This is a genomic window from Kribbibacterium absianum (assembly GCF_030067705.1).
Classification (GTDB): Bacteria; Actinomycetota; Coriobacteriia; order Coriobacteriales; family Atopobiaceae; genus Kribbibacterium; species Kribbibacterium absianum.
In genome coordinates this window covers 104,966-130,768 of record NZ_JASJEX010000003.1, presented here as the reverse complement: position 1 = coordinate 130,768, position 25,803 = coordinate 104,966, and the positions used below count along the sequence as shown (strand labels likewise).

The 25,803-nt window shown below is 69.0% G+C and carries 28 protein-coding genes; 2 read left to right on the top strand and 26 right to left on the bottom strand.

Annotated features, from left to right (window positions below; translation table 11 throughout):
• Positions 1-51: 51 nt before the first annotated feature.
• The 4 genes from QJ043_RS06335 to QJ043_RS06320 form a co-directional block, all read right to left on the bottom strand.
• Positions 52-1,239 (bottom strand): hybrid sensor histidine kinase/response regulator, encoded by a 1,188-nt coding sequence (locus tag QJ043_RS06335; RefSeq protein ID WP_283712816.1) that lies wholly within the window; start codon positions 1,237-1,239, stop codon positions 52-54.
• Between the two features lie 205 nt (positions 1,240-1,444).
• Positions 1,445-2,170 (bottom strand): DNA/RNA nuclease SfsA, encoded by a 726-nt coding sequence (locus QJ043_RS06330; RefSeq protein WP_283722773.1) that lies wholly within the window; start codon positions 2,168-2,170, stop codon positions 1,445-1,447.
• Positions 2,171-2,246: 76 nt separating this feature from the next.
• On the bottom strand, positions 2,247-2,834 hold the full coding sequence (locus QJ043_RS06325; protein WP_347177736.1) for an FKBP-type peptidyl-prolyl cis-trans isomerase: 588 nt from the start codon (positions 2,832-2,834) through the stop codon (positions 2,247-2,249).
• 260 nt (positions 2,835-3,094) lie between these two features.
• Positions 3,095-3,793 (bottom strand): YczE/YyaS/YitT family protein, encoded by a 699-nt coding sequence (locus QJ043_RS06320; protein WP_283712814.1) that lies wholly within the window; start codon positions 3,791-3,793, stop codon positions 3,095-3,097.
• 179 nt (positions 3,794-3,972) lie between these two features.
• Here QJ043_RS06320 and cydC point away from each other — a divergent pair, with 179 nt between their 5' ends.
• Positions 3,973-7,461: a thiol reductant ABC exporter subunit CydC gene (cydC, locus tag QJ043_RS06315; protein ID WP_283712813.1), complete on the top strand. Its 3,489-nt coding sequence runs from the start codon at positions 3,973-3,975 to the stop codon at positions 7,459-7,461.
• Complete coding sequence (locus QJ043_RS06310) at positions 7,462-7,851, top strand: nitrous oxide-stimulated promoter family protein (protein ID WP_283712812.1); 390 nt, start codon at positions 7,462-7,464, stop codon at positions 7,849-7,851.
• 451 nt (positions 7,852-8,302) lie between these two features.
• Here the strand turns inward: QJ043_RS06310 and QJ043_RS06305 are convergent, their stop codons facing one another.
• From QJ043_RS06305 to secY, 22 genes are all read right to left on the bottom strand, one after another.
• Positions 8,303-8,674 (bottom strand): YbaN family protein, encoded by a 372-nt coding sequence (locus QJ043_RS06305; RefSeq protein ID WP_283712811.1) that lies wholly within the window; start codon positions 8,672-8,674, stop codon positions 8,303-8,305.
• A gap of 110 nt (positions 8,675-8,784) precedes the next feature.
• Entirely contained in the window at positions 8,785-9,759 is a 975-nt protein-coding gene (locus QJ043_RS06300; RefSeq protein WP_283712810.1) for an electron transfer flavoprotein subunit alpha/FixB family protein, read from the bottom strand.
• Positions 9,760-9,801: 42 nt separating this feature from the next.
• Complete coding sequence (locus tag QJ043_RS06295; RefSeq protein ID WP_283712809.1) at positions 9,802-9,999, bottom strand: 4Fe-4S binding protein; 198 nt, start codon at positions 9,997-9,999, stop codon at positions 9,802-9,804.
• On the bottom strand, positions 9,996-10,793 hold the full coding sequence (locus QJ043_RS06290) for an electron transfer flavoprotein subunit beta/FixA family protein (protein ID WP_283712808.1): 798 nt from the start codon (positions 10,791-10,793) through the stop codon (positions 9,996-9,998). The genes QJ043_RS06295 and QJ043_RS06290 overlap by 4 nt, the downstream gene beginning before the upstream one ends.
• Before the next feature lies 1 nt (position 10,794).
• Positions 10,795-12,414 carry an FAD-binding oxidoreductase gene (locus QJ043_RS06285; RefSeq protein WP_283712807.1) on the bottom strand — a complete coding sequence of 540 codons (1,620 nt, stop codon included), beginning with the start codon at positions 12,412-12,414 and terminating at the stop codon, positions 10,795-10,797.
• Between the two features lie 133 nt (positions 12,415-12,547).
• A complete protein-coding gene (locus QJ043_RS06280) occupies positions 12,548-12,979 on the bottom strand; it encodes an FKBP-type peptidyl-prolyl cis-trans isomerase (RefSeq protein WP_283712806.1) in 432 nt (143 codons plus the stop codon).
• A gap of 117 nt (positions 12,980-13,096) precedes the next feature.
• Positions 13,097-14,164, bottom strand: a complete 1,068-nt coding sequence (locus QJ043_RS06275) for a glycosyltransferase family 2 protein (RefSeq protein ID WP_283712805.1) — start codon at positions 14,162-14,164, stop codon at positions 13,097-13,099.
• Positions 14,165-14,368: 204 nt separating this feature from the next.
• Positions 14,369-15,403 carry a putative manganese transporter gene (locus QJ043_RS06270; protein ID WP_283712804.1) on the bottom strand — a complete coding sequence of 345 codons (1,035 nt, stop codon included), beginning with the start codon at positions 15,401-15,403 and terminating at the stop codon, positions 14,369-14,371.
• 25 nt (positions 15,404-15,428) lie between these two features.
• Complete coding sequence (locus QJ043_RS06265) at positions 15,429-16,022, bottom strand: HD family phosphohydrolase (RefSeq protein WP_283712803.1); 594 nt, start codon at positions 16,020-16,022, stop codon at positions 15,429-15,431.
• A gap of 159 nt (positions 16,023-16,181) precedes the next feature.
• Positions 16,182-17,003, bottom strand: a complete 822-nt coding sequence (gene truA / locus QJ043_RS06260) for a tRNA pseudouridine(38-40) synthase TruA (RefSeq protein WP_283712802.1) — start codon at positions 17,001-17,003, stop codon at positions 16,182-16,184.
• A gap of 3 nt (positions 17,004-17,006) precedes the next feature.
• Positions 17,007-17,792 carry an energy-coupling factor transporter transmembrane component T family protein gene (locus QJ043_RS06255; protein ID WP_283713142.1) on the bottom strand — a complete coding sequence of 262 codons (786 nt, stop codon included), beginning with the start codon at positions 17,790-17,792 and terminating at the stop codon, positions 17,007-17,009.
• Positions 17,789-19,354 (bottom strand): ABC transporter ATP-binding protein, encoded by a 1,566-nt coding sequence (locus tag QJ043_RS06250; protein ID WP_283712801.1) that lies wholly within the window; start codon positions 19,352-19,354, stop codon positions 17,789-17,791. Before QJ043_RS06250 ends, QJ043_RS06255 begins: the two co-directional genes overlap by 4 nt.
• 121 nt (positions 19,355-19,475) lie before the next feature.
• Positions 19,476-19,928, bottom strand: coding sequence for a 50S ribosomal protein L17 (gene rplQ, locus QJ043_RS06245; RefSeq protein ID WP_283712800.1), 453 nt, complete (start codon positions 19,926-19,928; stop codon positions 19,476-19,478).
• Positions 19,929-19,969: 41 nt separating this feature from the next.
• Positions 19,970-20,911, bottom strand: a complete 942-nt coding sequence (locus QJ043_RS06240; RefSeq protein WP_283712799.1) for a DNA-directed RNA polymerase subunit alpha — start codon at positions 20,909-20,911, stop codon at positions 19,970-19,972.
• Between the two features lie 24 nt (positions 20,912-20,935).
• The gene (gene rpsD / locus QJ043_RS06235; RefSeq protein WP_283712798.1) at positions 20,936-21,529 is read right to left on the bottom strand and encodes a 30S ribosomal protein S4; all 594 of its coding nucleotides are present in this window, start codon (positions 21,527-21,529) and stop codon (positions 20,936-20,938) included.
• Positions 21,530-21,553: 24 nt separating this feature from the next.
• On the bottom strand, positions 21,554-21,958 hold the full coding sequence (gene rpsK, locus QJ043_RS06230; RefSeq protein ID WP_283712797.1) for a 30S ribosomal protein S11: 405 nt from the start codon (positions 21,956-21,958) through the stop codon (positions 21,554-21,556).
• Positions 21,959-21,967: 9 nt separating this feature from the next.
• Positions 21,968-22,339, bottom strand: a complete 372-nt coding sequence (gene rpsM, locus QJ043_RS06225; RefSeq protein WP_283712796.1) for a 30S ribosomal protein S13 — start codon at positions 22,337-22,339, stop codon at positions 21,968-21,970.
• Between the two features lie 21 nt (positions 22,340-22,360).
• Positions 22,361-22,474 carry a 50S ribosomal protein L36 gene (rpmJ, locus tag QJ043_RS06220; protein WP_006363204.1) on the bottom strand — a complete coding sequence of 38 codons (114 nt, stop codon included), beginning with the start codon at positions 22,472-22,474 and terminating at the stop codon, positions 22,361-22,363.
• A 128-nt stretch (positions 22,475-22,602) separates the two neighbouring features.
• Entirely contained in the window at positions 22,603-22,821 is a 219-nt protein-coding gene (gene infA, locus QJ043_RS06215; protein ID WP_135978829.1) for a translation initiation factor IF-1, read from the bottom strand.
• A gap of 171 nt (positions 22,822-22,992) precedes the next feature.
• On the bottom strand, positions 22,993-23,781 hold the full coding sequence (gene map / locus QJ043_RS06210; RefSeq protein ID WP_283712795.1) for a type I methionyl aminopeptidase: 789 nt from the start codon (positions 23,779-23,781) through the stop codon (positions 22,993-22,995).
• Positions 23,778-24,404, bottom strand: a complete 627-nt coding sequence (locus QJ043_RS06205) for an adenylate kinase (protein ID WP_283712794.1) — start codon at positions 24,402-24,404, stop codon at positions 23,778-23,780. Before QJ043_RS06205 ends, map begins: the two co-directional genes overlap by 4 nt.
• 108 nt (positions 24,405-24,512) lie before the next feature.
• Positions 24,513-25,802 carry a preprotein translocase subunit SecY gene (gene secY, locus QJ043_RS06200; RefSeq protein WP_283712793.1) on the bottom strand — a complete coding sequence of 430 codons (1,290 nt, stop codon included), beginning with the start codon at positions 25,800-25,802 and terminating at the stop codon, positions 24,513-24,515.
• Position 25,803 lies beyond the last annotated feature (1 nt).

Here is a 25,803-nt window from a genome sequence, read left to right as displayed (position 1 = left end):
CTCACGCACGGGCAGAGCCCACAGGACCGCCCCCAGCGACGGCACGGCCCGTCACGCGCAGAAGCCCATGCGCCGAACCCGGGCCTGCGCGATGGCCTCCCCCACGGACTCCATCCGCACCGGCTTCACCAGATGGCCGTCCATGCCCGCGTCGAGCGATGCCGCCACGTCCTCCGCGAAAGAGTTCGAGGTCAGCGCGACGATGGGCACCGAGAGCGCGTCGGGATGCCCGCACTGGCGAATGGCGCGCGACGCTGTGAGGCCGTCCATCACCGGCATGTTGTGGTCGAGCAGCAGGGCGTCGAAGGTCCCCGGCTCCGAGTGAACGAACGCGTCGAGCGCCTGCCTGCCATCGGGAACCACGAGCGTCGTGGCGCCCTCCAACTCGAGCAGCTGCTCGAGGACCGCCGCCGAGAAGGGGTTGTCCTCGGCGGCCAGCAGGTGCAGCCCCGCGAGGCCCACCGGCCCTGCCGCATCGGCGGGCCGAACCGGGGCCGGCTCCAGCGGCACCTCCACCGTGAAGAGGCTCCCCTCCCCCGGCTCGCTCTGCACCGTGATGGTCCCGCTCATCAGCTCCACGAGGCCGCGCACGACCGACAGGCCGAGCCCGAGCCCGGACACCTGGTTCACGCGGGTCTCCACCTCGCGGGAGAACGGCTCGAACGCGCTCGTCGCAAACCCACGGTCCATGCCCTGGCCGCTGTCGCCCACCGACAGGCGCAGCCACACGGCGCCGTCACGGCCGCGCGCCACGGTCTCCACGGCCAGGATCACCGTGTTGCCGGGCGGGGTGAACGAGAACGCATTGGCGAGGAGCGCGCGCCCAATGGCGGCCAGGCGGCTCACGTCTCCGAGCAGCTCCACCCCTTCGTCGCAGGCCACATCGGCCACGAAGTCAACGCCACAGGCTTCGGCCTCACTCTGGGCGTCGCCGATCAGGGCCGCCACAAGCTGGCCGGGCTCAAAGGGCACGGGCGTGACCGAGACCTCCCCCGCCCGGAGACGCGCCATGTCCACCATGCAGTTGAGCTGGTGCAGGAGCGCGACGCCCTCCTTCACGATGGCAGCGGCATGCTCGCGGACGGCCGTCGGGTCCTCCGCGTCATGCTCGAGCAGCGAGCAGGTGCCGAGGATGACGTTGACCGGCGTGCGCACACCGTGCGTGACCTGGGAGAGCAACGCGTTCGCCGGTTGTTCCCTGTCGACCGCCGGCGCGGCCTTCGCAGACGCCTGGGCCATGGCGCCCTCCGTCCCTGAGAGCGGCTGACCGAGCAAGGTGTCTCGACCGCCTGAAACCATCATGGAGGGGCGCCCCGGTCTGGTCAATTGGAAACGCAATGAATCTGGTGAACAGGCATCACTAAACCGCAGATGGCAGAAACGATAGGCAACTGATACCGTGGTTTATGCGCCAACCTCGGCACCTGGGCCGATGGACAGCGCCCTACCAGTCCTCAAGCGGTCGGCAGTCCACCAACCGCACCTCGTGGGCGTCCTGCCCAAAGGTGCACTGCCACAGCTCCACGCCGGCCTCCTGCACCGCCGTGACCGCCCGCTCCACCTCGTCGAACGTGGTGCCGCGCAAAAAGCGGAACCCGTGGTTCTCGTAGTACAGGCAGTAGAGGACCACCGCGCGCTGATGGCCGGCGAGCGAGTCCGCGAGCTCGCGCAGGTGCCGCAGCGCTCGGCCCGTGGACGAGAACGGCGCCACGTCGAGCCGGGGAACGAAGGGCGGGATGTCGCACTCAAGCTGAGCGAGCGGGGTCTTGACCTCGATGAAGCACTCGTCGGCGATGGCGAAGTCCAGGCGCGACTCGCCGAACCGCACCTCGCGGCGCAGCTCGCCCGGACCCGGCGCGAGGCCGGCCAGCGCCCCCTGCTCGAGGAAGTGGGCCACGTAGCGGTTCGAGGCGGTCTGGTTGATGCCGACCCACCGCTTCTCGGCGTCGCCGGGCTCCTGCCACGAGAAGGCCTCGACCGTGCGGCTGAACTTGCGCCGCGGGTTGTCCGAGCGGCTCACGAGGCAGGGACGCCCCGTCGTGTCGATGCCGCCGATGCGCGACACCACCGGGCAATGGCAGCGCGCCCGCTCGCCGTCCAGCTCCACCTCCATGATGAAGCGGTTGGGGCGCCCCAGGATGACGCCCTCCCGCAACGGCTCCTCGAACACGTAGGGTGAGACAGTGCAAAGAGACGAGATCGTCTCATCCGCGCGAGGTGAGACAATCTCGTCTCTTTGGATCGTCTCAGTCAATGGCCACCAGCTCGATCTCGAAGATGAGGGTCTGGCCGGCGAGCCGCGGGTTCGCGTCCACCGTCACGGTCGTAGCAGTGACCTCGGTCACCGTCCCCGTGGTGGTCGCCCCGCCCGACGTCTGCAGCCCGAGCGTGTCGCCCACCTTGACGTTGACGGGGTCCGGCACGTCAGTGCGGTCGAACGTGTAAACCAGCGAGTCGGACCGCTCCCCGTAGGCCTCCTCCGGCGACAGGGTGACGGTCTTGGTCTCGCCCACCTTCATGCCCTCGACCGCGGCGTCGAAGCCGCTGATCATCTGGCCGGAGCCCACCGTGAACGTGAGGGTCTCGCCGCGGTCGTAAGAGCTGTCGAACTGCGTGCCGTCCTCGAGCGTGCCGCGGTAGTTGACCTCGACCTTGTCGCCCTTCTCGGCGACGGTCTTGGCGCTCGCGTCAGCGGAGGCGCTCGAGGCTCCCGCGTCACCTGCGGCCTCGGCCTTCTCGGTGTTCGCGGGCGTGGCGGGAGCGGGGCCGCAGCCGGTGAGTCCAAGCACCAGCGCAAACGAGCAGAGGCCGACGCCGACAAGCGCACGGTTCATGGGCGGTCCTTTCATCAAACTCGATTCAGGAAGCTCATGGTACCAGCGGTGCCCGGAGTGGCACGGCCGCTCACAAGAACCGCTTCATGCTGAGGGGGTCAGACGAGACGCGCCCCGTGCCGCCGAGAGAGCCATTTGTCCACGCCTGGACGCTTCGGAGAGAGCCGTTTGTCCACGCGCACCCACCCCGAGCGCCCAAACCTCCCGAGATGCGTGGCACCTGGGGAGGTTCGCACCTGGGGAGGTTCGAACCTTCTCCCCTATCGTGCCGGCTCGTCCGACGTGTCCCGCCGCCCCAGAATCCAGTCCATCGAGCCGTCGAGCACCGTGCCCCACACCGCGATCGAGGGCCCCACGAGCAGCGCCGAGACCAGCGTGCCCTCTCGCACGTGATACAGGCCGCCGAGCAGCGAGAAAGAGAGCACCGTCCCGAGACACGCCAGCGAGATGTCCACAATCACCTTGTCCCGCGAGTATGGGTGCCCCGTGACCTGCGCCAGCGCCCGCACGAATGCGTCGCCGGGCGTCATGAGCAGCCCCGCCCGCAACTCGAGGTGCACGCCGAGCCCCATCACGACGGCGCCGAGAAAGCAGGCCGCCAGTCTCGGCGGATAGCTGTCGAAGACGATGGAGTCGAAGAGGGACGCCCACAGGTCGACGCAGGTGCTGAGCACGAGCAGCACGGCCAGCTGCAGCGTCTGGAGCGGCTGGAAATCCCGTCGCAGCAACAGAACCTGGCCAAGGAACAGCGCAAGGTTGAGGAAAAACGTCGTGACGCCCAGGGTCAGCCAACCGACGCCCGCGCGACGTGCGGCCTCGGCCGTCACGGCAGCCGGCCCGTTGATGGCCGTCGTGCCGATGCCCGCGTGACGACACAGCGCGATGGCACAGGCGACGAGCGCGACCCCGGCGACCATCGTCAAGACGCGGAGGGCGAGGGTGCGGGACTTCTCGGCCATGGAGTCCTTTCGAGCGGTCAATTAACGGACTCCACTGTAGCGCAGCAACTGGGACGTCCGCCCGCGTCCCTTCAGTTCACCTGATGTAACTTTTGAGAAGTAAGCGAAGGATTACTCTTCGGCCTTTCCTTCCGGTATCGTTCGAAAGCCTGTGTGTTCCCGACCTCGCAGGAGGTTTCATGTTCGATAAACGGTTGGTCTCGCTCGTGCCCGGGTGCCTCGGGCTCGTGCTCGCGTCCGTTGCCGGCAAGTGGGTCGCCCTCGTCGCCACTATCGGCATCTTCTGGACCCTCTCGGGCTTCGTGGCCACCCTCGCGGGTGCCGGTGCGCCGGTCTTGGCGCCGTTGCCGGCCATCGCGCTGCTCGGCACCCTCGTTGTGCTGCGCGCCGTCGCGCTGTACCTCGGCCAGGAGGCCGGCGACCGTCTGGCGCTCCGTGCCAAGGCGACGGTGCGCGCCCGCGTGAACGCCCGGCTCACCGAGCTGGGCCCCGCCTACGCTGAGACGGTCTCCACCTCCGAGGCCGTGCAGACGGCCGTCGAGGGGGCCGAGCAGCTGGAGGTCTATTTCGGCGGCTACCTGCCACAGCTCTTCTATGCGGTGCTCGCCCCGGTGACGCTGTTCGTCGCGCTCGTGGGCGTCGCGGGGCTGCCCGCCACGCTGCTCCTCGTGTGCGTGCCGCTGATCCCCATGTCGATCATGGCGGTGATGCGCCGCGCCAAGGAGGTAGGCGCCGCCTACTGGGACTCCTACGTGGACCTCGGCGGCAGCTTCCTCGAAGCGGTGCAGGGCCTCACCACCCTCAAGGTCTTCGGCGCCGACGAGCGCTGGCACCGGTCCATGAACGAGGAGGCCGAGGGCTTCCGCAAGGCCACGATGCGCATGCTGATGCTGCAGCTGCGCTCGATCGCCGTGATGGACCTCGTGGCGTTCGGCGGCGCGGCGCTCGGCATCGTCGTCGCCGTGTGGCAGCTGTCGACCGGCGTCGTGACGCTCGCGGCCGCCTTCATGGTCGTCTTCCTTTCGCAGGAGTTCTTCCTGCCGATGCGTCGGCTCGGCTCGCTCTTCCACACGGCCATGAACGGCATGTCCGCCGCGCGCTCCCTCTGGGCGCTGCTCGACGCCGAGAGCCCCGAGCCGGGCACTCAGCAGGTCTCCGGCGGCTCCGCCATCGCGCTGCGGGACGTCGGCTACCGCTACGGCGAGCGCACCGTGCTGGCGGGCGTGACCCTCGCCATCGAGCCCGGGACGCTCACCGCGCTCGTCGGCGAGAGCGGGTCCGGCAAGTCCACGCTGGCGAGCATCATCGCCGGCCGCAAGCGCGCCTATGAGGGCGACGTCCGCATCGGCAATGTGGAGCTCCGTGACGCCGACCCCGCCTCCCTCATGGGCCAGGTGGTGCTCGTGGGCACGGACGCGCACCTCTTCTGCGGCACCGTGCGCGAGAACCTGCTGGCAGCGGACGCGACCGCCACCGACGAGCAGCTCTGGAAGGCCCTCGAGGCCGCGCGGGTCGCCGACTTCGTGCGCGCCTCCGGCGGTCTTGACATGGCCGTGGAGGAGAACGCGTCCAACCTGTCCGGCGGCCAGCGCCAACGCCTCGCCGTTGCCCGCGCCCTCGTGGCGGACGCGCCGGTCTACCTCTTCGACGAGGCCACGAGCAACGTGGACGCGGAGTCCGAGGCGGCCATCGACGACCTGGTCGCGTCGCTGGCGAGCGCCGGCAAGACCGTGATCGTCGTGGCCCACCGCCTCGCGTCGGTGACCGGCGCCCACCGGATCGTCCTCCTCGAGCATGGCCGGCTCGCCGAGCAGGGCACCCACGAGGAGCTGCTCGCCGCAGACGGAGCCTACGCGCGGCTTTGGGACACTCAGGAGCGCTTGGGCGCGTGGGCCGCGCCGAGCGGCGAGCCCGTCGCGACCCGGCAGCCGGAGCAGCCCGTAGCCGCCCCTGCTCCGACGGCGGCCGCCCCCGACAGGCCCGCCCTGGCCGGGCGCCCCGGCGTCCTTCGCACCCTGTGGCGCCTCTCCGGCCTCGTGAGGCCGATGGCCGGCTGGCTGGCACTGGCCGTCATCATGGGCTCGCTCGGCTCGCTGGCCGCCACGCTCCTTATGGCCTTCGGCGCGTTCGGCCTCATGGATGCCGCAGGCCAGAGCACCGGCGTCCCGATGGTCACGGCGCTCGTCCTCGTCGGCCTCTGCGGCCTGCTCCGCGGCCCCCTGCACTACGCCGAGCAGCTGCTCAACCACTACATCGCCTTCAAGCTGTTGGCGCGGGTGCGCGACGTGGTCTTCTCAGCGCTGCGGCGCCTGGCGCCGGCCCGTCTCGAAGGGCGCCGCGCCGGCGACCTCGTGAGCCTTGCCACCACGGACATCGAGCTGCTCGAGGTCTTCTACGCCCACACGCTGTCGCCCGTGGCCATCGCCGTCGTGAGCTGCGTCGTGATGCTCGCCTTTGTCGGAGTGCTCGCGCCGAGCCTGCTTCCCGTCGCGTTTGTGGGCTATGTCGTGCTCGGCGTCGTGCTCCCGTGGGTCGGCAACCGCCTCTGCGGCGACGCGGGCCACGAGGCGCGCCGGCAGGCCGGAGCCATCAGCGCCTACGTGCTCGACGGCCTGCGCGGCCTCGCCGAAACCCTCCAGTACGGGGTGGCCGACGACCGCGCCCGCGAGCTGGCCGACCGCACGCGCGCCGCAGCCGTGCCCGAGCGCGCGCTGCAGCAGAGGAACGCCCTCAACGAGTCGGTCGCCGACACCGTGACCTGGGTGGTGTCCCTCGCGATGCTCGGCCTTGCCTGGCATGAGGTGCAGACGGGCACGCTGAGCCTGGCGCCGGCCTTCGTGGCCGCCTTCGCGTACCTCTCGAGCTTTGGGCCGGTGCTCGCCGTGTGCCGTCTCGGAACCTCGCTGCAACGCACCATCGCCGCGGGAGGGCGCGTGCTGGCCCTTCTGGACGAGCAACCCGAGACCGAGGACGTCACGGAGGGCGAGAGCCTGGGAACCGAGCATCCCCGCGTCACCGCCGATGGCGTGAGCTTCTCCTACGACGGGGCCGCGTGCGACGGCCCCGCGGTGCTCGACGACGTGAGCATCGCCGTCAAGCCTGGCTCCATCACCTGCGTGTCCGGAGCGAGCGGCTCCGGTAAGTCGACGCTCCTCAAGTTGATGATGCGGTTCTGGGACCCGACGGACGGTTCCGTGCGGATCAACGGCCAGGACCTGCGCACCGTCGAGACCGTGTCGCTGCGCGCGACCGAGGGCTACCTCACGCAGACGGCACAGCTCTTTTGCGGCACGCTCCGCGACAACCTCGCCATCGCGAAGGCCGACGCCACGGACGACGAGCTTCTCGCCGCCCTGCACGACGCGGCGCTCGACGGGCTGCTCGCACGGCTGCCGCACTGCCTCGACACGCCCGTGGCAGAGCTGGGCTCGTCGCTCTCCGGCGGGGAGCGGCAGCGCCTGGGTCTTGCCCGCGTGTTCCTGCACGACGCCTCGCTCGTGCTGCTCGACGAGCCGACGAGCAACCTGGACGCGCTCTCCGAGGCGTCGGTCATGGAGGCCATCGCCCGCTCCAAGGGCAGGCGCACCGTGGTGCTGGTGAGCCATCGCACCTCGACCACCGGTTTTGCGGACGCGTTCTATTCCGTGCAGGACGGGCGGGTGAGCTAAGTGGCGGCTTCGACCGAGAACCGCGGGGCGGACCAGGGCCTGGCGGCCAAGCGCGCGCAGGAGCTGGAGATGGTGTCGCTCATGACGAGCGTGTACTGCCACGGGAACCACGGCACGCCGGGAAAGCCGTGCCCACACGACCCGCACCTCTGCGACGAGTGCCGCGAGCTGGTCGAATACGCCGAGGCGCGCATCCGTCGCTGCCCGCGCATGGCCGAGAAGACCTTCTGCTCCGTGTGCCCGCGCCCCTGCTACCGCCGCGCCATGCAGGAGCGCATGCGCGCCGTGATGCGCTACGCGGGGCCGCGCATGCTGCGGTACCGACCGCTCGCGGCGCTGCGCCACGTGGCCGCGACGATGCGGGCAAAGCACCGGTCCTCCCGCGCGTAAGGACGCTTGCGAGAGAGCCATTTGTCCACGCCTGGACGCTTCGGAGAGAGCCATTTGTCCACGCGCGACGGCCCCGACCGCCAACCGGCAGCCGGGGTCGTTCCTGTTCCACAGCTCGCGGCAAAAACCTCCTGGGGTGCGTGGCACCTGGGGCGGAAACCTCCTGGGGTGCGTGGCACTACAGGAGGACTGGTTGCGGGGAAACGGTTCCGCGCAAAACCGACCCGCCCTTTGCGGGGAAACGGCGCCCGCAGACCGCCCATCTGTGTATATCCCGAGATAAACCCTTTGCGGGGAAACGGTTCCCCACAAAGACGGGGCGCCCGTTGCGGGGAACCGCCCAAACCTCCCGTAGTGCGTGGCACCTGAGGCGGAAACCTCCTGGGGTGCGTGGCACCTGAGGAGGTTTAGGCTTCCTGCGGAGATGCGCCCTGCGGGATCGTCGGGACCTTCACCGCGAATACCACACGTGGCCGAGCCACACGCAGAACATCACGCCGCGCACCCACAGGAGGGGCACGAACGCCATCGCGACGAAGATCATCGCGCTCACCGGCACCATCAGGCGCAGCTTCGCGCGCACGGTCATCTCGCGCTTGGACACGTAGTCCTGCAGCACCTCGCGATAGAGGCGCGTGCCGTGGAACCATCGCTCCCACCGCTCGGAGCTGCGCGCGAAGCACAGGGCCGCCAGCAGCAGGAACGGCACCGTCGGAATCAACGGCAGAATCGCGCCGAGCACCGCGCAGCCAAAGGCAACGAGACCCCCGGCGCACCAGAGGCCCTGGGCAATGCGGGAACGGCGACGAGCGGGCATGGTCATGGGCATCTCCCCTCACCCAGGCCAGGCCCGAGTGCTAGACAAGTTTTACTCGGCTAACACTATCGGAGTTCCCCACAGATGTAAACTAAAGCTAACTCAAAGACGACCGTTCACCGAACCCCCTCGAGCCGGGCGATCAGCTCCGGCAGCACCTCGCGGCAGTCCCCCACCACACGGTACTGCGCCGCCGAGAAGATCGGCGCGTCGGCATCCTCGTTGACGGCCACCACGCACTCGGCGCCGCCCATGCCGGCCAGGTGCTGCACGGCGCCGGACACGCCCACCGACACCAACAACCTCGGGGCCACCGAGCAACCCGTCTGCCCCACCTGCTGCGAACGGTCGAGCCAGCCCTGCTCCACCAAAGGGCGCGTGCAACCCAGCTTGCCGCCGAGCAGGCCCGCCAGCCGCTCGCACAGCGCAAGGCCCGTCTTGTCCCGGACGCCGCGGCCCGCCACAACCAGCACCTCGGCGTCGGCGACGGTCTCGCCGCTCGACGCGTCCTCGCAGCTCAGCACCTCCACGAGGCCGCAGGTCTCGGGGCGCCACACCTCCGAGCAGGGCACCGACGGCACCTCAATCGCCATCTCGGGCACCGGGAAGATGCCCGGGCGCACGGTGGCCATCTGCGGGCGCCGCGCAGGGCAGGCGATGGTGGCCATCAGGTTGCCGCCAAAGGCGGGGCGCGTTTGGAGCAGAAGGCCGCTCTCCGGGTCCATCTCCAAGCGCGTGCAGTCCGCCGTGAGGCCCGTCTGGAGCTGCTCGGCCACCTGCGGCGCCAGCTCGCGGCCAAAGTCCGTGGCGCCGAAGAGCACCACGGCCGGTCGCAGCTCTCGGGCCACCGCGACGGTCTGCGCCGCGGCCAGCTCGGAATCGAGGGCGTTGGCCCCTGCGTTCCAGCCCACGGTCACCTCGTCCGCGCCGGCGGCATAGGCCTGGTCGGCCGCGCCCTGCGGGTCCCGCTCGCCGCAGCCCAGCACGAGCGCCTGCACGCCGGCGTCCACCTGCGCGGCCAGCTCGTTGGCCTTCCACAGCAGCTCGCGGCCCACATCGACAAGGTCGCCCGCGGCGTCTGTCTCGCACACGACGAGAAAGCCCTCGCCCTCATCGGCGGCCCGGTCGTCGCGCTAGATGGTGATGGCGCCCACCGGGCACGCGTCCTTGCAGAGGCCGCAGTAGATGCAGCCGTCCGTCTGGCGCGCCAGACGGCGCGCACGGCCGGCACCGCTCGTGTAGGAGAACAGCTCGATGCCGTCGTTGGCGCAGGTGCGCACGCATATCCCGCAGCCAACGCAGCGGTCGGCGTCCACGTAGAGCCCGCTCATGCGAGCACCTCCCCCATCAGGTACGCAAGGGTCGCGGCCTGCTCCGCGGGCGTGCCCTCGATGGCGACGGCATCGCTCGCGCGCTCCGGCACGAAGCACGAGACCACCTGGGTGGGCGAACCGGCGAGGCCGCACCGGTCCAGGTCGGCGCCCAGGTCGGCAGCCGTCGCCACGGGGACCGAAGTCCGACGGGCCGCCAGCACGCCCTCGATGGACGGCATGCGCAGCGTCGCGGCGTCCTTGTCCACGGTCACAACGCCGGGCCCGTGCATACAGAGGCGCCGGCGCGCGCCGTCGAAGACCTGCTCCACGTCCACGGCCGCCCCGTGGCGCTCCACCGTCGTGGCGCCCGTCACCACCGGCAGCCGAAGCGCGGCAGCCAGCATGGGGCCGATCTGTGCGGTGTCGCCGTCCACGGCCATCTTGCCGCAAAGGATGAGGTCCGGCTCGGCGCAGAGGCGCCCGATGCCAAGCGTCAGCGCGTAACACGTGGCGATGGTGTCGCTGCCGGCAAAGGCCCGGTCCGAGAGGAGCAGCGCCTCGTCGGCGCCGCGCGAGAGCGCGTCCTCCAGAAGAGACGCCGTGGCCGGGATGCCCATCGAGACCACGCCGACCCACCCCTCCTGGCCGGCCGCTCGCGCCTCGTCCTTGAGCCGGAGCGCCACCTCGAGCGCGGCGGTGTCGTAGGGGTTCCAGACGGCGTCGCCGCCGTCGCGGACGATCGTATGGGTCACCGGGTCCATCGCCACTTCTGTCGAGGCCGGCACCGCCTTCAGGCAGACGACCAGTCGCACCTCAGACCTCCTCGCTTCCCAGCAGCGCCTCGTCGAACAGATTGCCGCGACCGAGCAGGCCGTCCGGGTCCAGCGCCCGCTTGGTGGCGGCCATCGACGCCACGCCCTCCTGGCCGTACATCGGGATCAGGAACGCCCGCTTGAGCTTGCCCACGCCATGCTCGGCCGAGACCGCTCCGCCCATGGCCGAGACCTCCTCGGCCCACCGCTCGAAGAGCGCCTTGCCCCGCCGGTAGTCCTCGATGGTGCGGGGCAGGACGTTGACGTGCAGGTGGTTGTCGCCGATATGGCCCCAGACGGCCGACTGCAGGCCCTCCTCGGCGAGCGTGCGGCGGTACAGGCCCATGACGTCCAAGAGGCGCCCGTTGGGCACCGACATGTCGCTGCCCAGCTTGGTGATGGCCCGATCCGTGCGGCGGCGCTCGTCGACGAGCATGTTCACGGACTCCGGCACCGCATGGCGGAAGAGCCGCTGGCACTCGCGATCCACGTCCGTGCGGCCCACCCAGGTCCTGGCAGGCGTGGACCCGGCCGCGACCATCGCGTCGGCCACGCGCCCGAGCGCGTCGGCGACGGCCTCCTCGCCGGGCCCCGCCAGCTCCACGTACACGCAGAAGCGCCAGTCCTCCGGAATCACCGGCAGCGTGGCGAACGCGCCGCCGGTCGCGCGCTGGGCGCGGAGCACGTCGAGGGCGTCCGCGTCGAAGTACTCCACCGCAACGGCCTCGGGCACCGACGGCCGCACGTCCTCGACAAAGGCCAGCGCCTCGGCCTCGGTGCCGAAGAAGCAGTTGACGCCCCACGTCACCGCCGGGGACGGCAGCAGCTCAAGCTCCACCTCGGTCACGACGCCCAACGTGCCGTCCGATCCCACGAACAGGTCCACGGCATCCATGTCCGGCGCCGCGTGATAGCCGCTCGCGTTCTTGGCGTGCGGCATGGTGTAGGTGGGCACCGGCACCGTGCGCGTGGTGCCCTGCTCGGTGACGAGCGTGAGCACCCGGCCCTCCGCCGCCACGTCTCCGCGGCTGAGCGCCAGAGTCTCGCCGTCGGCCAGCACCACGCGCAGCGCCTGCACGTGCGGTCGCACGGGGCCGTAGCGGAAGCTGCGCGCGCCCGAGGCGTTGCAGGCCACCATGCCGCCGATCGTGGCCGAGGTCTCGGTGGGGTCCGTCGGGAAGAACCAGGGCCCGGCCTCCCGGAAGGCCGCAAGGGCGGCCAGCGACTCGTCGCTCCAACCCGTCGTGGCGAAGCGCTTCTGCCGCAGCGCGTTGCGCAGGTCCTGCAGCACGACGCCCGGCTGCACGGTCACAAAGAACCGCTCCCCCTCCTGGCGAAGGCCCGTCACGCGCTTCATGCGCGAGAGGTCCATCACCGAGCCGCCAAAGGGCACCGCGCCCGCGGCGAGGCCCGTGCGCGCCCCTTGCACGGTCACGGCCGTGCACCCCTGCTCGCGCAGCTGTGCGAGCACCGCGCGGACATCGTCCTCGCTGGTCGGGAACGAGATGGTCACAGCAAAGCCGGTGGTGCGCGACTCGTCGCGCAGGTTGCCGGTGTACCCGTCGTCGACGGGAAACAGCTCCGGGGCGCGAGCGGCCGCACGGGCCTGAGGTTGGGCCATGGAACCCCCTCGAATGGGAGGGACAGGGCTATCCACCCTAGGGCTTGCGGGTTGCGGCGACGTTACTGGGGACGCAAAAGGCCCCTCCCGGCTCTGCCGAGAGGGGCCCTCAAGGGCTGCATGCGTCCGAGGACTAGTCCTCGACCTCCACCAGCTCGATCTCGAAGTTGAGCGGCTTGCCCGCCAGGTCGTGGTTGGCGTCCACGACGACCTCCTTGTCGTCGACCTTGGTCACCTTGGCCGGCACCGGGTTGCCCATGGGGCTGCGAAGGAAGATGCGCTGGCCCACCTCGAGCTCCTCGACGTTCGGCACCTGGTCCCGTGGGAACGTGACCACCAGGTCCTCGCGCGGCTCGCCGTAGGCCATGTCCGGCTCCAGGTGCACGGTCTTCTTCTCGCCCAGCTCCATGTCGCGCACGGCGATGTCGAAGCCCGGGATCATCATGCCCGCGCCCACCGTGAACTCCAGCGGCTCGTTGCGGTCATGGGAGCTGTCGAACTTGGTGCCGTCGTCCAGCGTGCCGGTGTAGTGGACCTTGACCTTCTTGCCGTCGTTCTTGCCCATGGGTTCCCTTTCTCATCAGCGCCGCTTCCGCGCGACGCGCTCATGGGTGCCTACCCAACGGGCTCGGTCGCTGTGTCCGGAGCAGGGCACCTGTGTGTTTTCCACGCGGGACGAACGCTAGCGCCGTCCCTTCAAGGTCGCGAACAGCTTAACGTTGCCCCGCTTCACTGCGGAGATAACCCGGCCCTCGGCGATGGCCATCGAGACGTTCTTCTGGCGGATCGGCAGCAGCATCGCGCGCATCATCCACGTGCGCGGCACGGCCAGCTCCACGGCCTGCTGGGCGCGCGGCGACTCGATCATCTGGGACACGGCCGCCTTGAGGTCCGCGCCCGCGAGCTCGCTGGCCGGGTTGCAGGCGTTCTCGATGCATCCCACGAGCCGCTCGATGTAGCGCCGCTGGATCATCTCCACGCTCACCGGGTCCGCCGAGAGACCCCAGTGGTCGTAGAGGTCGAGCATCCAGGTGTGCTCCTCCTCGCGCTTGTCGTACATGTTGGGGCGCCAGCGGGCCGTCTCGGACTCCTCCCGGCTGCGACCGAAGTGATAGAAGCAGCGGTCGATCACGCCCACGCGCTCCACGTCGCGGATGTAGTCGAGCACAAAGGGGAAGTCGTCCCAGAACGTCGGCCGGAAGCGCAGCCCCAGGCGCTCGATGCGCTCGCGCAGGAACAGCTTGTTCCAGGGCGTGTAGAGGAGGTTCTGGTCGAACAGGCGCCAGGCCTCCGAGCGGAACTGCGCCCGCGTGTCGAAGACCTGCGTGGGGACGCGCTTCTCCTCAGTGAGGTGCTCGTCGTCGGTGTAGTAGGTCTCGATCGTGAAGCCGGCCACCACGAGCTCGAGGGCGTGCACCCGCGCGAAGGCCACCTCCTGCTCGAGCATGTCCTTCTCGACCCAGTCGTCGGCGTCGATGAAGTGCACGTAGATGCCGCGGGCGCGGTCGAGCGCGACGTTGCGCGCGGCGGCGGCGCCCTGGTTCTCGGTGTGGATGACCTCGATGCGCCAGTCGCGAGAGGCCAGACGGTCGAGCACAGCGCCCGAGCCGTCAGAGGACCCATCGTCCACACAGATGAGCTCCCAGTCGCGGAAGGTCTGGTTCTGGATGGACTCGACGGCCCGCGCGACGTACCGCTCGACGTTGTACACCGGCATGATCACCGAGACTGTGGGCGGTTTCGCGACCATCGAACCTCCCTCCGCTGACGTGGCTGTTCGGGCTCCAGCGCCCGCGTGTCCAATGTATCAGCGCGCAAAGCGAGGTGCCCAAGGCCCGTCCGGAGCATCACAGAGGGCACACCGAGGCTTCAGCAAACAAACACGTTGCTTTCGTTCGTCACATTGGGGGCGCGCCCGGCGCGCACGAATGCGGGAGCACCGACGGCCACGGGCTCAGAACGTGAACCCGCTGGCGGTGACGATGAGCCCGCACAGCACGCCGATGCCGTAGAGCACAGCGACGATGCCCACGTTCTGTTTGAGGGGCCGGTTCGCGCGGAACAGCACGAGCAGCCCCACGCCCGCGCCGGTCAGCAGGCCGGCGATCATGGCGCCGGAGCCGAGCGCGCCCTCCAGGTACAGCTCGGAGATCACGACGCTCGCCGCGCAGTTGGGGACCAGGCCCACGAGGCCGCTCACGAACACCGACTGCTCGGGGTGGTCGAGCATGAACTGGGCGAAGACGTCCGTGCCCACGGACTCGATGACGAGCTCCAGCACGAGCGTCACCAGGAAGATGAACACCGTGACCTGCACCGTGTGCACGAGGGCGCTGCGCCATATCGAGCCGTGATGGTGGTGCGCCCCGTGCTCATGATGGCCGTGGTGCTCGTGGTGCCCGCACGCCGCGCACCCCTCGGCCTCGCGCAGGTCCCCGTCGTCCTCGTAGACCTTCTCGGCCAACGCCTCGTCCTGGCCTGCGGTCAGCTCCTCGAACCCGCAGTCGCAGCCGTCCTTCTCGCACAGCTCGGAGATGCGGAGCCGCCTGTCCACCGGGATCCGGAACACCCGCAGGCTGAGGTCGACGAGCAGGCCGGCCACCATGCCGATGGCCACCTTGAAGCCCACGATGGCGACGATCTGCGCGACCGGGGCGCCGTTGGCGATAAAGACCGGCAGCATCTCGTCGCTCGTGGAGAGGACGACGGCGATCAGCGTGCCGAGCGTCACCACGCGCCCCGCGTAGAGCGTCGCGCCCATGGCCGAGAAACCGCACTGCGGCAACGCGCCCAGCAGGGCGCCAAGCACGGGGCCCGCCTTGCCGGCGCGCACGATGATGCGCTCCGACCAACCGGCGGCCCCGTGCTCGAGGGCCTCCATTGCCAGGTACGTGAGGTAGAGGAACGGGATCAGGACGAGCGTGTCCTCCACGCTCTCCGTCAGCACGTCGCGGAGCAGCTCCAGGACGTCGCCTTCAAAGCCGTGCATGGGCCTCCTTCTTCAGACCCTCGCGCTACTCAGCCCCGAAGGTGTCCTTGTCCGGTGCGAAGGACTTCATACCCTCGATGACCATGGCGAACAGCTCGTCCAGCTCGAGCCCGTTGAGCTCGGCCCCGCGGCGGATGTCGTCGCGGTTGCAGCCGGCGGCGAAGGACTTGGTCTTGAACTTCTTCTTGAGCGACTTCACGTTGAAGTCCATCACGGACTTGCTCGGGCGCATCGCCACACAGGCAGTGATGAGGCCCGAAAGCTCGTCCGAGGCGTAGAGCATCTTCTCCATCTTGAGCTCGGGAGCCGGCAGGTCCGGATTGAGGTCGCTCTGGTGCGTCTGAATCGACTTGGCCAGCTCGGGGGAAGCGCCGGCCTCGGCGAGCAGCTCGGCGGTCTTGAGGGTGTGGAGCTCCGGGTCGAACATCTCCCAGTCGAGGTCGTGCAACAGCCCCACCTGGTACCAGAAGTCCTCGTTCTCCGGGTCGTACTCGGCCGCGAAGTAGCGCATGAGGCCGCCGACGGTCTCGCCGTGGCTCACGTGGAACGGGTCCTTGTTGTAGGTGGTGAGCAGGTCGTGCGCCTGCTCGTCGGTGATGCCAGACTGAAGCGTTGCCATGGCGGCCTCCTAACCGTGCGGCCCCTCGGGGCCGATTGGAATGCGGACCCAGGTGCTGCGCACGCGGAAGACCCGCGCCACTCCCCTACCAGGTTGCTGACAGACATGCAGTCTACCGTACTTTGGGCCTTCGGCGTCCCCTTACGGGCCGGGCGCGCCTCACCAGGGCGAGAGCGCGCCGTCCGGATAGGCCACGTCCACAAAGGTCAGGCCCTTGGCAGGCGCCGTCGGGCCTGCGGCGCGGCGGTCGCGAGCCGCGAGAATCTGCGCCATGCCGTCCACCGGCCGCAGCCCGCGGCCCACCTCGACGAGCGTGCCCACGATCGCGCGCACCATGTTGTGCAAGAACGCGTTGGCCTGGATGTCGACCGCCACGAGGTCCTCGCCCGCCTCGTTGGCGCGGCTCACGTGGCAGCGCGTCACGTTGCGGCAGGTGGGCTTGTCCTGGGCGGACGCCGTCTTGCAAAAGCTCTTGAAGTCCCGCTCGCCGAGCAACGCCTGGGCCGCCGCGTCCATGGCGTCCACGTCGAGCTCCGAGCGCAGCCACCAGGCGTGGCCCCAGGCCAGCACCGGCTGCGGCCCGCACGCGATCCGGTAGCGATAGGTGCGGCTCAGCGCGTCGAACCGTGCCGAGAAGCCCGGCGCGGCCCGGTAGAGCCCCCGAATGGAGATGTCCTCGGGGGTCAGCGCCGTCAGCGCGCCCATCAGCCGGCGCCCCGTCAACGTCTCCGCCTCCTCGGGCGTCACGGGCAGGCTCACGTGCTGCGACAGCGCGTGCACCCCGGCATCGGTGCGCCCCGCACAGGTGAGCTCGACCGGGCGCCGCAGGAACGTCTCGAGCGCCCGCTCGAGCTCGCCCGCCACGGTGCGCAGCTGCGGCTGGTTCTCTTGGGCCGCAAAGCCCGAGAACCCGCCGCCGCGGTATCCCAGCTTGATCACCAACGTGGGGTCCGCCGCCGTTCCTTCGAGCCTCTCGGTCATGCGTCACCTCCCGACGCCGCAGCATGCGACGCACAGCACGATACCGCAGCCCAAGGCCAGCCAGCCGCCCACCCCGAGCGGCCGCCTCTCGTGCGCCCAGGGCTCCTCGCCCCAACAGCGGTCCTCCATGGCCTCCGCCACCTGCAGCGACCGGCGGAACTCGGCCACCGTCAGCGGGACGAGCAGCGCCGCCATGCGCCGCACGCGACGCACCGGCCCGCCGGCCGCCAGGTCCACGCCCCGCGCTGCCTGGGCGTCCCGCAGGTTGGCGAGCTCCCCGAGCGTGTCCGGCACGAAGCGCACCGCCAACGACAGCGTCATCGCCCAGGCGTCCACCGGGACCCCAGCCCCCCGCAGCGGCGCCGCGAACGTCGCGACCGCCTCGCACAGGTCGGCCGAGGACGTCGTGGCCGAGAAGACCGCGCACCAGGCCACGAGCGACAGGATCCGCGCCACCACGAGCACGCCGCGGGCGAGGCCGTCCCACGACACCCCGAAGGAGCCGAAGAGCGTGACGTCGCCGGTGCCGTCGGCCACGAGCGCGTTGGCCAGGAACGCGAACACGAGGACCACCGCCGCCGGCACAGCGGCCGCCGCAAGAGAGCGCGGCGCCACTCCCACGAGCACCGCGCAGGCCACGGCGCCACCGAGCAGCGCGAGCGCCGCCCCAAGGTTCGCCGCGCCAAAGGCGGCCACGGTCGCAAGCAGCAAGAGCAGTACCTTCACGCGCGCGTCCAGCCGGTGCGCGAAGCCGTCCCCCGCCACGTAGGCGCCAAAGACCGGGCTCATTGCGACCACCCCGTCGCCTCGCGCAGCATCAGCAGGCCGAGGGACGGCCGCATCCCCGCACGCTCGACCACGCCGGGCGCGAGCACGTCGCGCGGTGCCCCGCTCCATACCAGGCGCCCATGGTCGATCAGCGCCACCGAGTCGGCGACGGCCAGCCATTCGTCCAGGTCGTGGCTCACGACGAGCACGGCGGCGCCCTCCTGAGCCAGCGTGTCCACCAGGCGCCGCACCTCCTCCCGAGACGGCCCGTCCAGGCCCGCCGTGGGCTCGTCGAGCACGTACGCGCGCGGACGGCACGCGACCACGCCGGCCATCGCGGCCTTGCGCGCCTCCCCGCCCGACAACGCGAACGGCGATAGGCCCCACACGTCCGGACTCAGCCCGACACTCCCGAGCGCCTCCCGCGCAGCCGTCATGGCAGTGTCACGAGCCATCCCGAGCTGTCGTGGCCCGAAGGCCACGTCTTCCAGCACCGTGTCACAGAACAGCTGGTCAGAGGCTCGCTGCAAGCACAGGCCCACGTCGCCCGCCCGCACCGGGCGCCCGTCGAGCAGAGCTCGGCCGCCGTCCAAGCGGAGCAGCCCCGCCAGCGCCCGGGCGGCCGTGGTCTTTCCGGACCCCGACCTTCCGGCGAGCACGGTCACGGCGCCCCGGGGAACGCTCAGGCACACGTCATCGAGGAGCTTCGCGCGCCCGGCGCGCACCGTCGCGCCCTGGAGCACGAGTGCACCGTCTGCGGTCGGCTCACCGTGGAGCTCCGGGGCCTCGAACCGGAACCCGGACGCCTTGAGAGCGCGCACCGCGTCCCGTGGCTCTGCCAGGGCATCCAGCCCGGCATCCTTCTCCACAAGGAACGACGCCGCCTCGGCGGCGAGCGAGCCAGCCAACGAGGAGTCCGCCAGGAGCGCGGAATCTCCGAACAGCTCCTCCGGGGACACCTGTCGGCCGCCACGGGCGAGTACCAAAACCGAGTCTGCTGCGGCCACCTCCCGGACGTAGTGGGTGGCACACACCACGCCGGCAGCGCCGCGGCCGTGACCGAGCGCCCGGCGAACCGTCGCGCGCGCCGCCTCGTCGAGCATCGCGCAGGGCTCGTCCACCGCGAGCCACGCCGGCTCCATCGCGAGCACCCCGGCCACCGCGAGCCGCTGCAGCTCGCCGCCCGAGAGCGTCTCGGCGGCGCGGGCGCCCATGTCGGCCAGCCCCACCTGCCCCAGCGCGTGTTGAGCCCTCTCGCGCGCCAGCGCGACGGTGAATCCCAGGTTGCGCGGACCGAACATGGCCTCGTCAAGGACGCGGCCGCTCACCAGCTGGCACCGCGGGTCCTGTCGCACGAGCCCCACGAGCCTCCGCAGGGCGCGTCGAGCGTCTCGGGAGCCGTCGGCCCGCACGCCGTCGACCACGATGGAACCACTGGCCATCGTGTCAAGACCGTTGAGCAACCGTAGGAGCGTCGACTTGCCGGCGCCGTTCGGGCCGACCAGAGCCAGGGTCTCGCCGTCCGCAACGGAGAAGCCCGCCCCGCGGAGCGGTCCTGCAACGATGTCCCGAGCCTCGATCACGCGCGCTCCCCTGTGTGTGCGACACCTGAAGCGTGCGGAACCCTCAAGGCGCCCCCGCACGCAAAAGGGCCCACAGGTCTCCCTGCGGGCCCTTCCATGCTATCCAAAAGCGGTAGGTGCGCTACTCAGCGTCCTCGGCGCTCTTGTCGGCCGCGTCCTGCTCGTCCACCTTGACCGGGGCCGGGGCCTCCTTCTTGGCCTTGGGGGTGCAGGGCTCGGTCACGAGCTCGATGATGGCCATCTCGGCGTTGTCACCCTTGCGGGGGCCGAGCTTCACGATGCGGGTGTAGCCACCGGCGCGGTCCTGCCACATGCCCTGGGCGGCCTTCTCGAAGGTCTCGCGGACGAGCTCCTTGTCGTTGGTCAGCGCGATGGCCAGACGGCGGCTGTGCAGGTCGCCCTTCTTGGCCCAGGTGATCACGCGGTCAGCGTCCGTGCGGATGGCCTTGGCGCGCGGCAGCGTGGTCTTGATGCGCTCGTTCTCGAGGAGGGCGCACACCAGGCTCCGCTTCATCGCCTTGGTATGGGCCGGGCTGGTCCCGAGCTTCATACCGTGCTTCTTCTGATGCCTCATGGTTCAAAACTCCAATGCGAATACGGTCCGGCGGCGTGCGGTTAGGACTTGAGCCCGAGGCCCATGGACTGCAGCTTGTCCTTGACCTCCTCGATGGACTTCACGCCGAAGTTGCGGATGTTGAGCAGGTCGTTCTCGGAGAACTCCACCAGCTGGCGCACGGAGTGGATGCCCGCGCGCTTCAGGCAGTTGTAGGAGCGGACCGAGAGGTCGAGGCCCTCGATGGCCTTGTCCAGCTCGGAGTTGTCGTCCTCCACGCCGGCGGCGAAGATCGAGACCTCCTCCTCCTGCTCGCCCTCCTCGTCGAGCGTCATGAAGGCGCTCATGTGCTGGTTGATGATGTTCGCGGACTCGACGACGGCCTCACGCGGGGTGATGGCGCCGTTGGTCTCCACCTCGAGCACGAGCTTGTCGAAGTCGGTGTGCTGGCCGACGCGGCAGGCCTCGACGCTCTTGGCGCAACGCTTGACGGGCGAGAACAGGCTGTCCACGTGGATGATCCCGATGGGGTCGTCCTCGCGCTTGTTCTCGTCGCCCGGCACGTAGCCGCGCCCGCAGCCCACGTGCATCTCCATCGTGAGGTGCGCGCCCTCGCCGAGGTGGCACACCACGAGGTCAGGGTTCACCAGCTCGAAGCCGCTCGGCACGTTGAAGTCGCCACCGGTCACGGTCATCGGGCCGTCCACGTTGATGGAGACCGTGGTCTCCTCGAGCGAGCCGGTGCGCTGGAAGACGAGCTGCTTGACGTTCAGGACGACGTCGGTGACGTCCTCGTAGACGCCCGGGATGGTCGAGAACTCGTGCTGCACGCCGTCGATGCGAATCGCCTCGACCGCGGCGCCCTCGAGCGAGGAGAGCAGCACGCGGCGGAGCGAGTTGCCGAGCGTGTCGCCGTAGCCGCGCTCGAGCGGCTCCACGACCACGCGGGCGACGTTGTCCTTGACCTCCTCGACGGACACGGTGGGTCGGATGAATTCAGACATGTATACCTCCAACCGGGCCGGTCGCTACTTGGAGTAGAGCTCGACGATAAGCTGCGCGTCGATTTCCAGGTCGATCTGGTCGCGGGACGGGAGCTGGAGCACGTTGCCCGTGAGCTTCTCGACGTTGACCTCGAGCCACGCCGGGACGGCCATGTGCTCGGTGGACATCACGGCCTCCTTGATGGGGAGGAGGTCCGAGTACTTCGGGGCGACGGACACGACGTCGCCGGCCTTGACGCGGTACGAGGGGATGTCCACGCGCTTGCCGTTCACCTGGATGTGCCCGTGACGCACGGTCTGGCGGGCCTCCTTGCGGGTGCGGGCGAAGCCGAGACGGAACACGACGTTGTCGAGGCGGCTCTCAAGGATGGTCATCAGGTTGTCACCGGTGATGCCCTCTTCCTTGATGGCGAGGTCGTAGTAGTGGTGGAACTGGTTCTCGAGGACGCCGTAGATGAACTTGGCCTTCTGCTTCTCGCGGAGCTGACGGCCGTACTCGCTCTCCTGGCGGCGCTGGCGCTTAGGCTGACGGTTCGACTTCTTGTTGTAGCCCATCACGATGGGGTCGATGTCAAGAGCCCTGCACTTCTTGAGGACAGGAGTCCTATCAACTGCCATGCTGGTTACCTTCCTGGTTCCGAATTAGTTGCGACGACGCTTGCACGGACGGCAACCGTTGTGCGCGATGGGGGTCTTGTCCTGGATGCTCGAGACCTCGAGGCCGGCGGCCTGGAGGGAGCGGATGGCGGTCTCGCGGCCGGAGCCGGGGCCCTTCACAAAGACGGCCACCTTGTGCATGCCGTGCTCCATGGCGGTCTTGGCGCAGGCCTCGGCAGCCATCTGAGCGGCGAACGGGGTGGACTTGCGGGAGCCCTTGAAGCCCACGGTGCCGGCGGACTGCCAGGCCACGACGTTGCCCTGCGGATCCGTGATGGTCACGATGGTGTTGTTGAAGGTGCTCTTGATGTGCGCCTGGCCGGTCGCGATGTTCTTGCGCTCGGAGCGACGAATGCGCGTGTTCTTGACGTTCTTCTTCTGTGCAGCCATGTCTCTCCCTTAGCCCCTCTTACGCGCGCCGATTTGACGCTTCTTGCCCTTGCGGGTGCGAGCGTTGGTGTGGGTGCGCTGGCCACGGACGGGCAGGCCCTTGCGGTGACGGAGGCCGCGGTAGCAGCCGATCTCCATCAGGCGAGCGATGTTCTGCCGGGTCTCACGACGGAGGTCGCCCTCGACGGTGAGGTTGTGGTCGATGTAGTCGCGGATCTTCGCGATCTCGTCCTCGGTGAGGTCCTTGACGCGCGTGTCCGGGTTGATGTCAGCGGCTGCGCAGATCTTGCTGGCGGTCGTGCGACCGATGCCGTAGATATAGGTGAGGCCGATCTCCACGCGCTTGTTCGCGGGAAGGTCGACGCCGTTAATACGGGCCACCTTGTGACTCCTCTCGCTGGGTTAGCCTTGACGCTGCTTGTGACGAGGGTTCTCGCAGATCACGAGGACCTTGCCGTGGCGACGGATGATCTTGCACTTGTCGCACATCTTCTTGACAGAAGGCCGAACCTTCATGACCGTTCCTCTCGGTTGAACTTCCTATATCATCGCCCAGCCGCTGGCGGTTGTTGCCGGCTGATGGAGTGCGAGGGCGGGCCCGCGTGTCCGAGACACACACAGGCCAGGGTTCCCTCGGCGCCTCCCTACTTGTAGCGGTACGTGATGCGACCGCGCGTGAGGTCGTACGGGGAGATCTCCACCACCACGCGGTCGCCCGGGAGGATGCGGATGTAGTTCATCCGAATCTTGCCCGAGATGGTGCAGAGGATGGTGTGACCGTTCTCCAGCTCGACGTTGAACATGGCGTTGGGCAGCGGCTCGATGACCTTGCCCTCCAGCTCGATGGCGTCCTGTTTACTCACGCAGCTACCTCTCTTTGGACACGAATGCGCCAGTTGTCCAGTGTAGCAACGTGACCGCCAGGATGCGAGCCATCGCAGGATTTTCGATCACCGCGCCTGTGGCGGCGATGATGCGGAAAACACAAAGGGGCGGCCGTCCCGTCTCCGAGAGGGCCGCCCCGGAGAGCCGTCCTAGAGCGAGCCGCCCTCCATCGCGCACCACGGCCCCTGGTCGTCCTCGGTGAGGATGACCGGGCCGTCCTTGGTGATCGCGATGGTGTTCTCGTAATGGGCCGCTGTGCTGCCGTCCCGCGTCACCACGGTCCAGCGGTTCGGCATCGTGCGCGTCGCATAGTCGCCGCGCACGATCATCGGTTCGATGGCGATGACCATGCCGGGCTGCAGGCGGACGCCGCGCCCATGGCGCCCGTAGTTGGGCACGTTGGGCTCCTCGTGCATCTCGTGGCCCACGCCGTGGCCCACGTACTCACGGATCACGCCAAAGCCGTGGCGCTCGGCGTGCTCCTGCACCGCATGTCCGATGTCGCCCAGGTGGTTGCCCGGAATCGCCTGCTTGATGGCCAGCTTCAGGCAGTCGCGCGTGACCTCGCAGAGCTCCTTGTCCTCGCGGCTCGGGGTGCCGCAATAGAAGGTCCACGCGTTGTCCCCCACCCAGCCGTTGAGCACGGCGCCGGTGTCGATGGACACGATGTCGCCGTCCTTCAGGCGGATATCGGCGGACGGGATCCCGTGCACGATCTCCTCGTTGATCGAGCAGCAGATGGACGCCGGGAATCCGCCGTAGCCCTTGAACGCCGGCACCGCGCCGTGCATGCGGATGATGCCCTCGGCCACACGGTCCAGCTCCAACGTGGAAACGCCGGGGCGGATCTGGGCACCGACGCGCCGGAGCGCCATCTTCGACAGCGCGCCGGCCGGCTTCATCGACTCGATCTCTGAGGGGGTTTTGATCTTGATCATAGGGAGAGCAGGTCCTTCACATCAACGTAGACATCATCGACGGGGCGGTCGCCGTCCACCTCGCGCAGCAGCCCCTTCTCCTGGTAGTACCCCACGAGCGGCGCCGTCTGCTCGGCGTACACGTCGAGGCGGTTCTGCACGGTCTCGGGCTTGTCGTCGTCCCGCTGGTACATCTCGCCCGAGCACTTGGGGCAGCTCGCGTCGTCGGCCGTGCCGGTGTAGCCGCAGGTTCTGCACACGCGGCGGGAGCTCAGGCGGTTCACGATCACGGCCGGCTCCACCGAGACGAGCAGCGCGGCGTCGATGGTGGCGCCCATCTCGGCGAGCGCCTCGTCGAGCGCCTTGGCCTGCGCGGTGTTGCGAGGGAAGCCGTCGAGCAGGATGCCCGCGCCGTCGCCCTCCTGGCCCAAGCGCTCCTTCACGAGGCCGACGACCACCTCGTCCGGCACCAGCTGGCCGGCGTCCATGTAGGTCTTCGCCTCCTTGCCCAGGTCGGTGCCCTCCTTGACGGCGGCGCGGAGCAGGTCGCCGGTGGACACGTGGTCGAACCCGAACTCCTCGACGAGCTTCTGGGCCTGGGTGCCCTTCCCGGCGCCGGGGGCGCCCAGCAGAACGATGTTCATGAGTTCCCTCTCCTCTTGAACCTATGTGCCCTCACACAAGACGGGCCTCGGGGTCTGTTCACCCGAGGCCCGTCCTCTCAATGTAGCGGATATGTCGCCCGCGCCCGACTAGCGAATGAACAACCCCTCGTAGTCGTGCGTCTTCAGCTGGCTCTCCACCTGCGTCATCGTGTCGAGCGCGACGCCCACCATGATCAGGATCGACGTGCCGCCGAAGGCCTGGATCAGCGTGTTGCTCGTGAACGTGAACAGGATGGACGGGACCACCGCGATCAGGGCCAAGAAGAGCGACCCCGGCAGCGTGATGCGGTTCAGGACGTTCTTGATGTAGATGGCCGTGGCCTTTCCGGGACGGACGCCCGGGATGAAGCCGCCCTGCTTGCGCAGCTGATCGGCCGTCTCCTCCGGGTTGAACACCATCGAGGTGTAGAAGTAGGCGAAGGCGACGATCAGGACCACTGACAGGATCCAGTTGAGCCAACCGGCGGACACCGCGTTCGCGAAGGCGTTGATCCACCCGACCGTCGGGAAGAACACGGCGATCTGGGCCGGGAAGTACAGGATCGCGGACGCGAAGATGATGGGGATGACGCCGGCCGTGTTCACCTTGACGGGCAGGTATGTTGCCTGGCCGCCCATCACGCGCCGACCCTGCACGCGCTTGGCGTACTGGATCGGGATGCGGCGCTGGCCGCGCTCGATGTAGATGATGAACGGGATGACCGCGAGGATCACCAGGATCACGAGGATCGTCATGAGCCAGCCGTTGCTGCCGGTGTTGACCGAGCTAAAGATCGACGTCGGCAGGCCGCTCATGATGTTGGCGAAGATGATCAGCGACATGCCGTTGCCGACGCCGCGCTGGGTGATCACCTCGCCGAGCCACATGATGATCATGGCGCCCGCGAGCATCGTCACGACCACCATGACGTCCATCAGCCACTCGGGAGCGCCGATGCCGCTGAAGTCGATGCCGTAGGAGTCGCTCTTGAACAGGAAGAGGTAGCCGACGGCGTTGAGCAGGGCGAGACCCACCGTGATGTAACGGGTGTACTGGGTGATCTTGCGCTGACCGGCGTCACCCTCCTTGGCCATCTCGCCCAAGGAGGGAATCACGGCCTGGAGCATCTGCATGATGATCTGAGCCGTGATGTAGGGCATGATGCCCAGGCTGAAGACCGACACGCGGGCCAGAGCGCCGCCGCTGAAGAGGTTCAGCAGCGCGAGCGCGCTCTGGTCGCTGAGGGCGGTTTGGAACTGGTTGAGCATGCCCTCGAAGGGAATGCCGGGCAGCGGCACATAGGCGCCGATGCGGTAAAGGACGAGAATGCCGACCGTCAGCAGGATTTTGTCACGGAGTTCCTTGACACGGAACGCGTTGGCAAGCCCTTTAAGCACG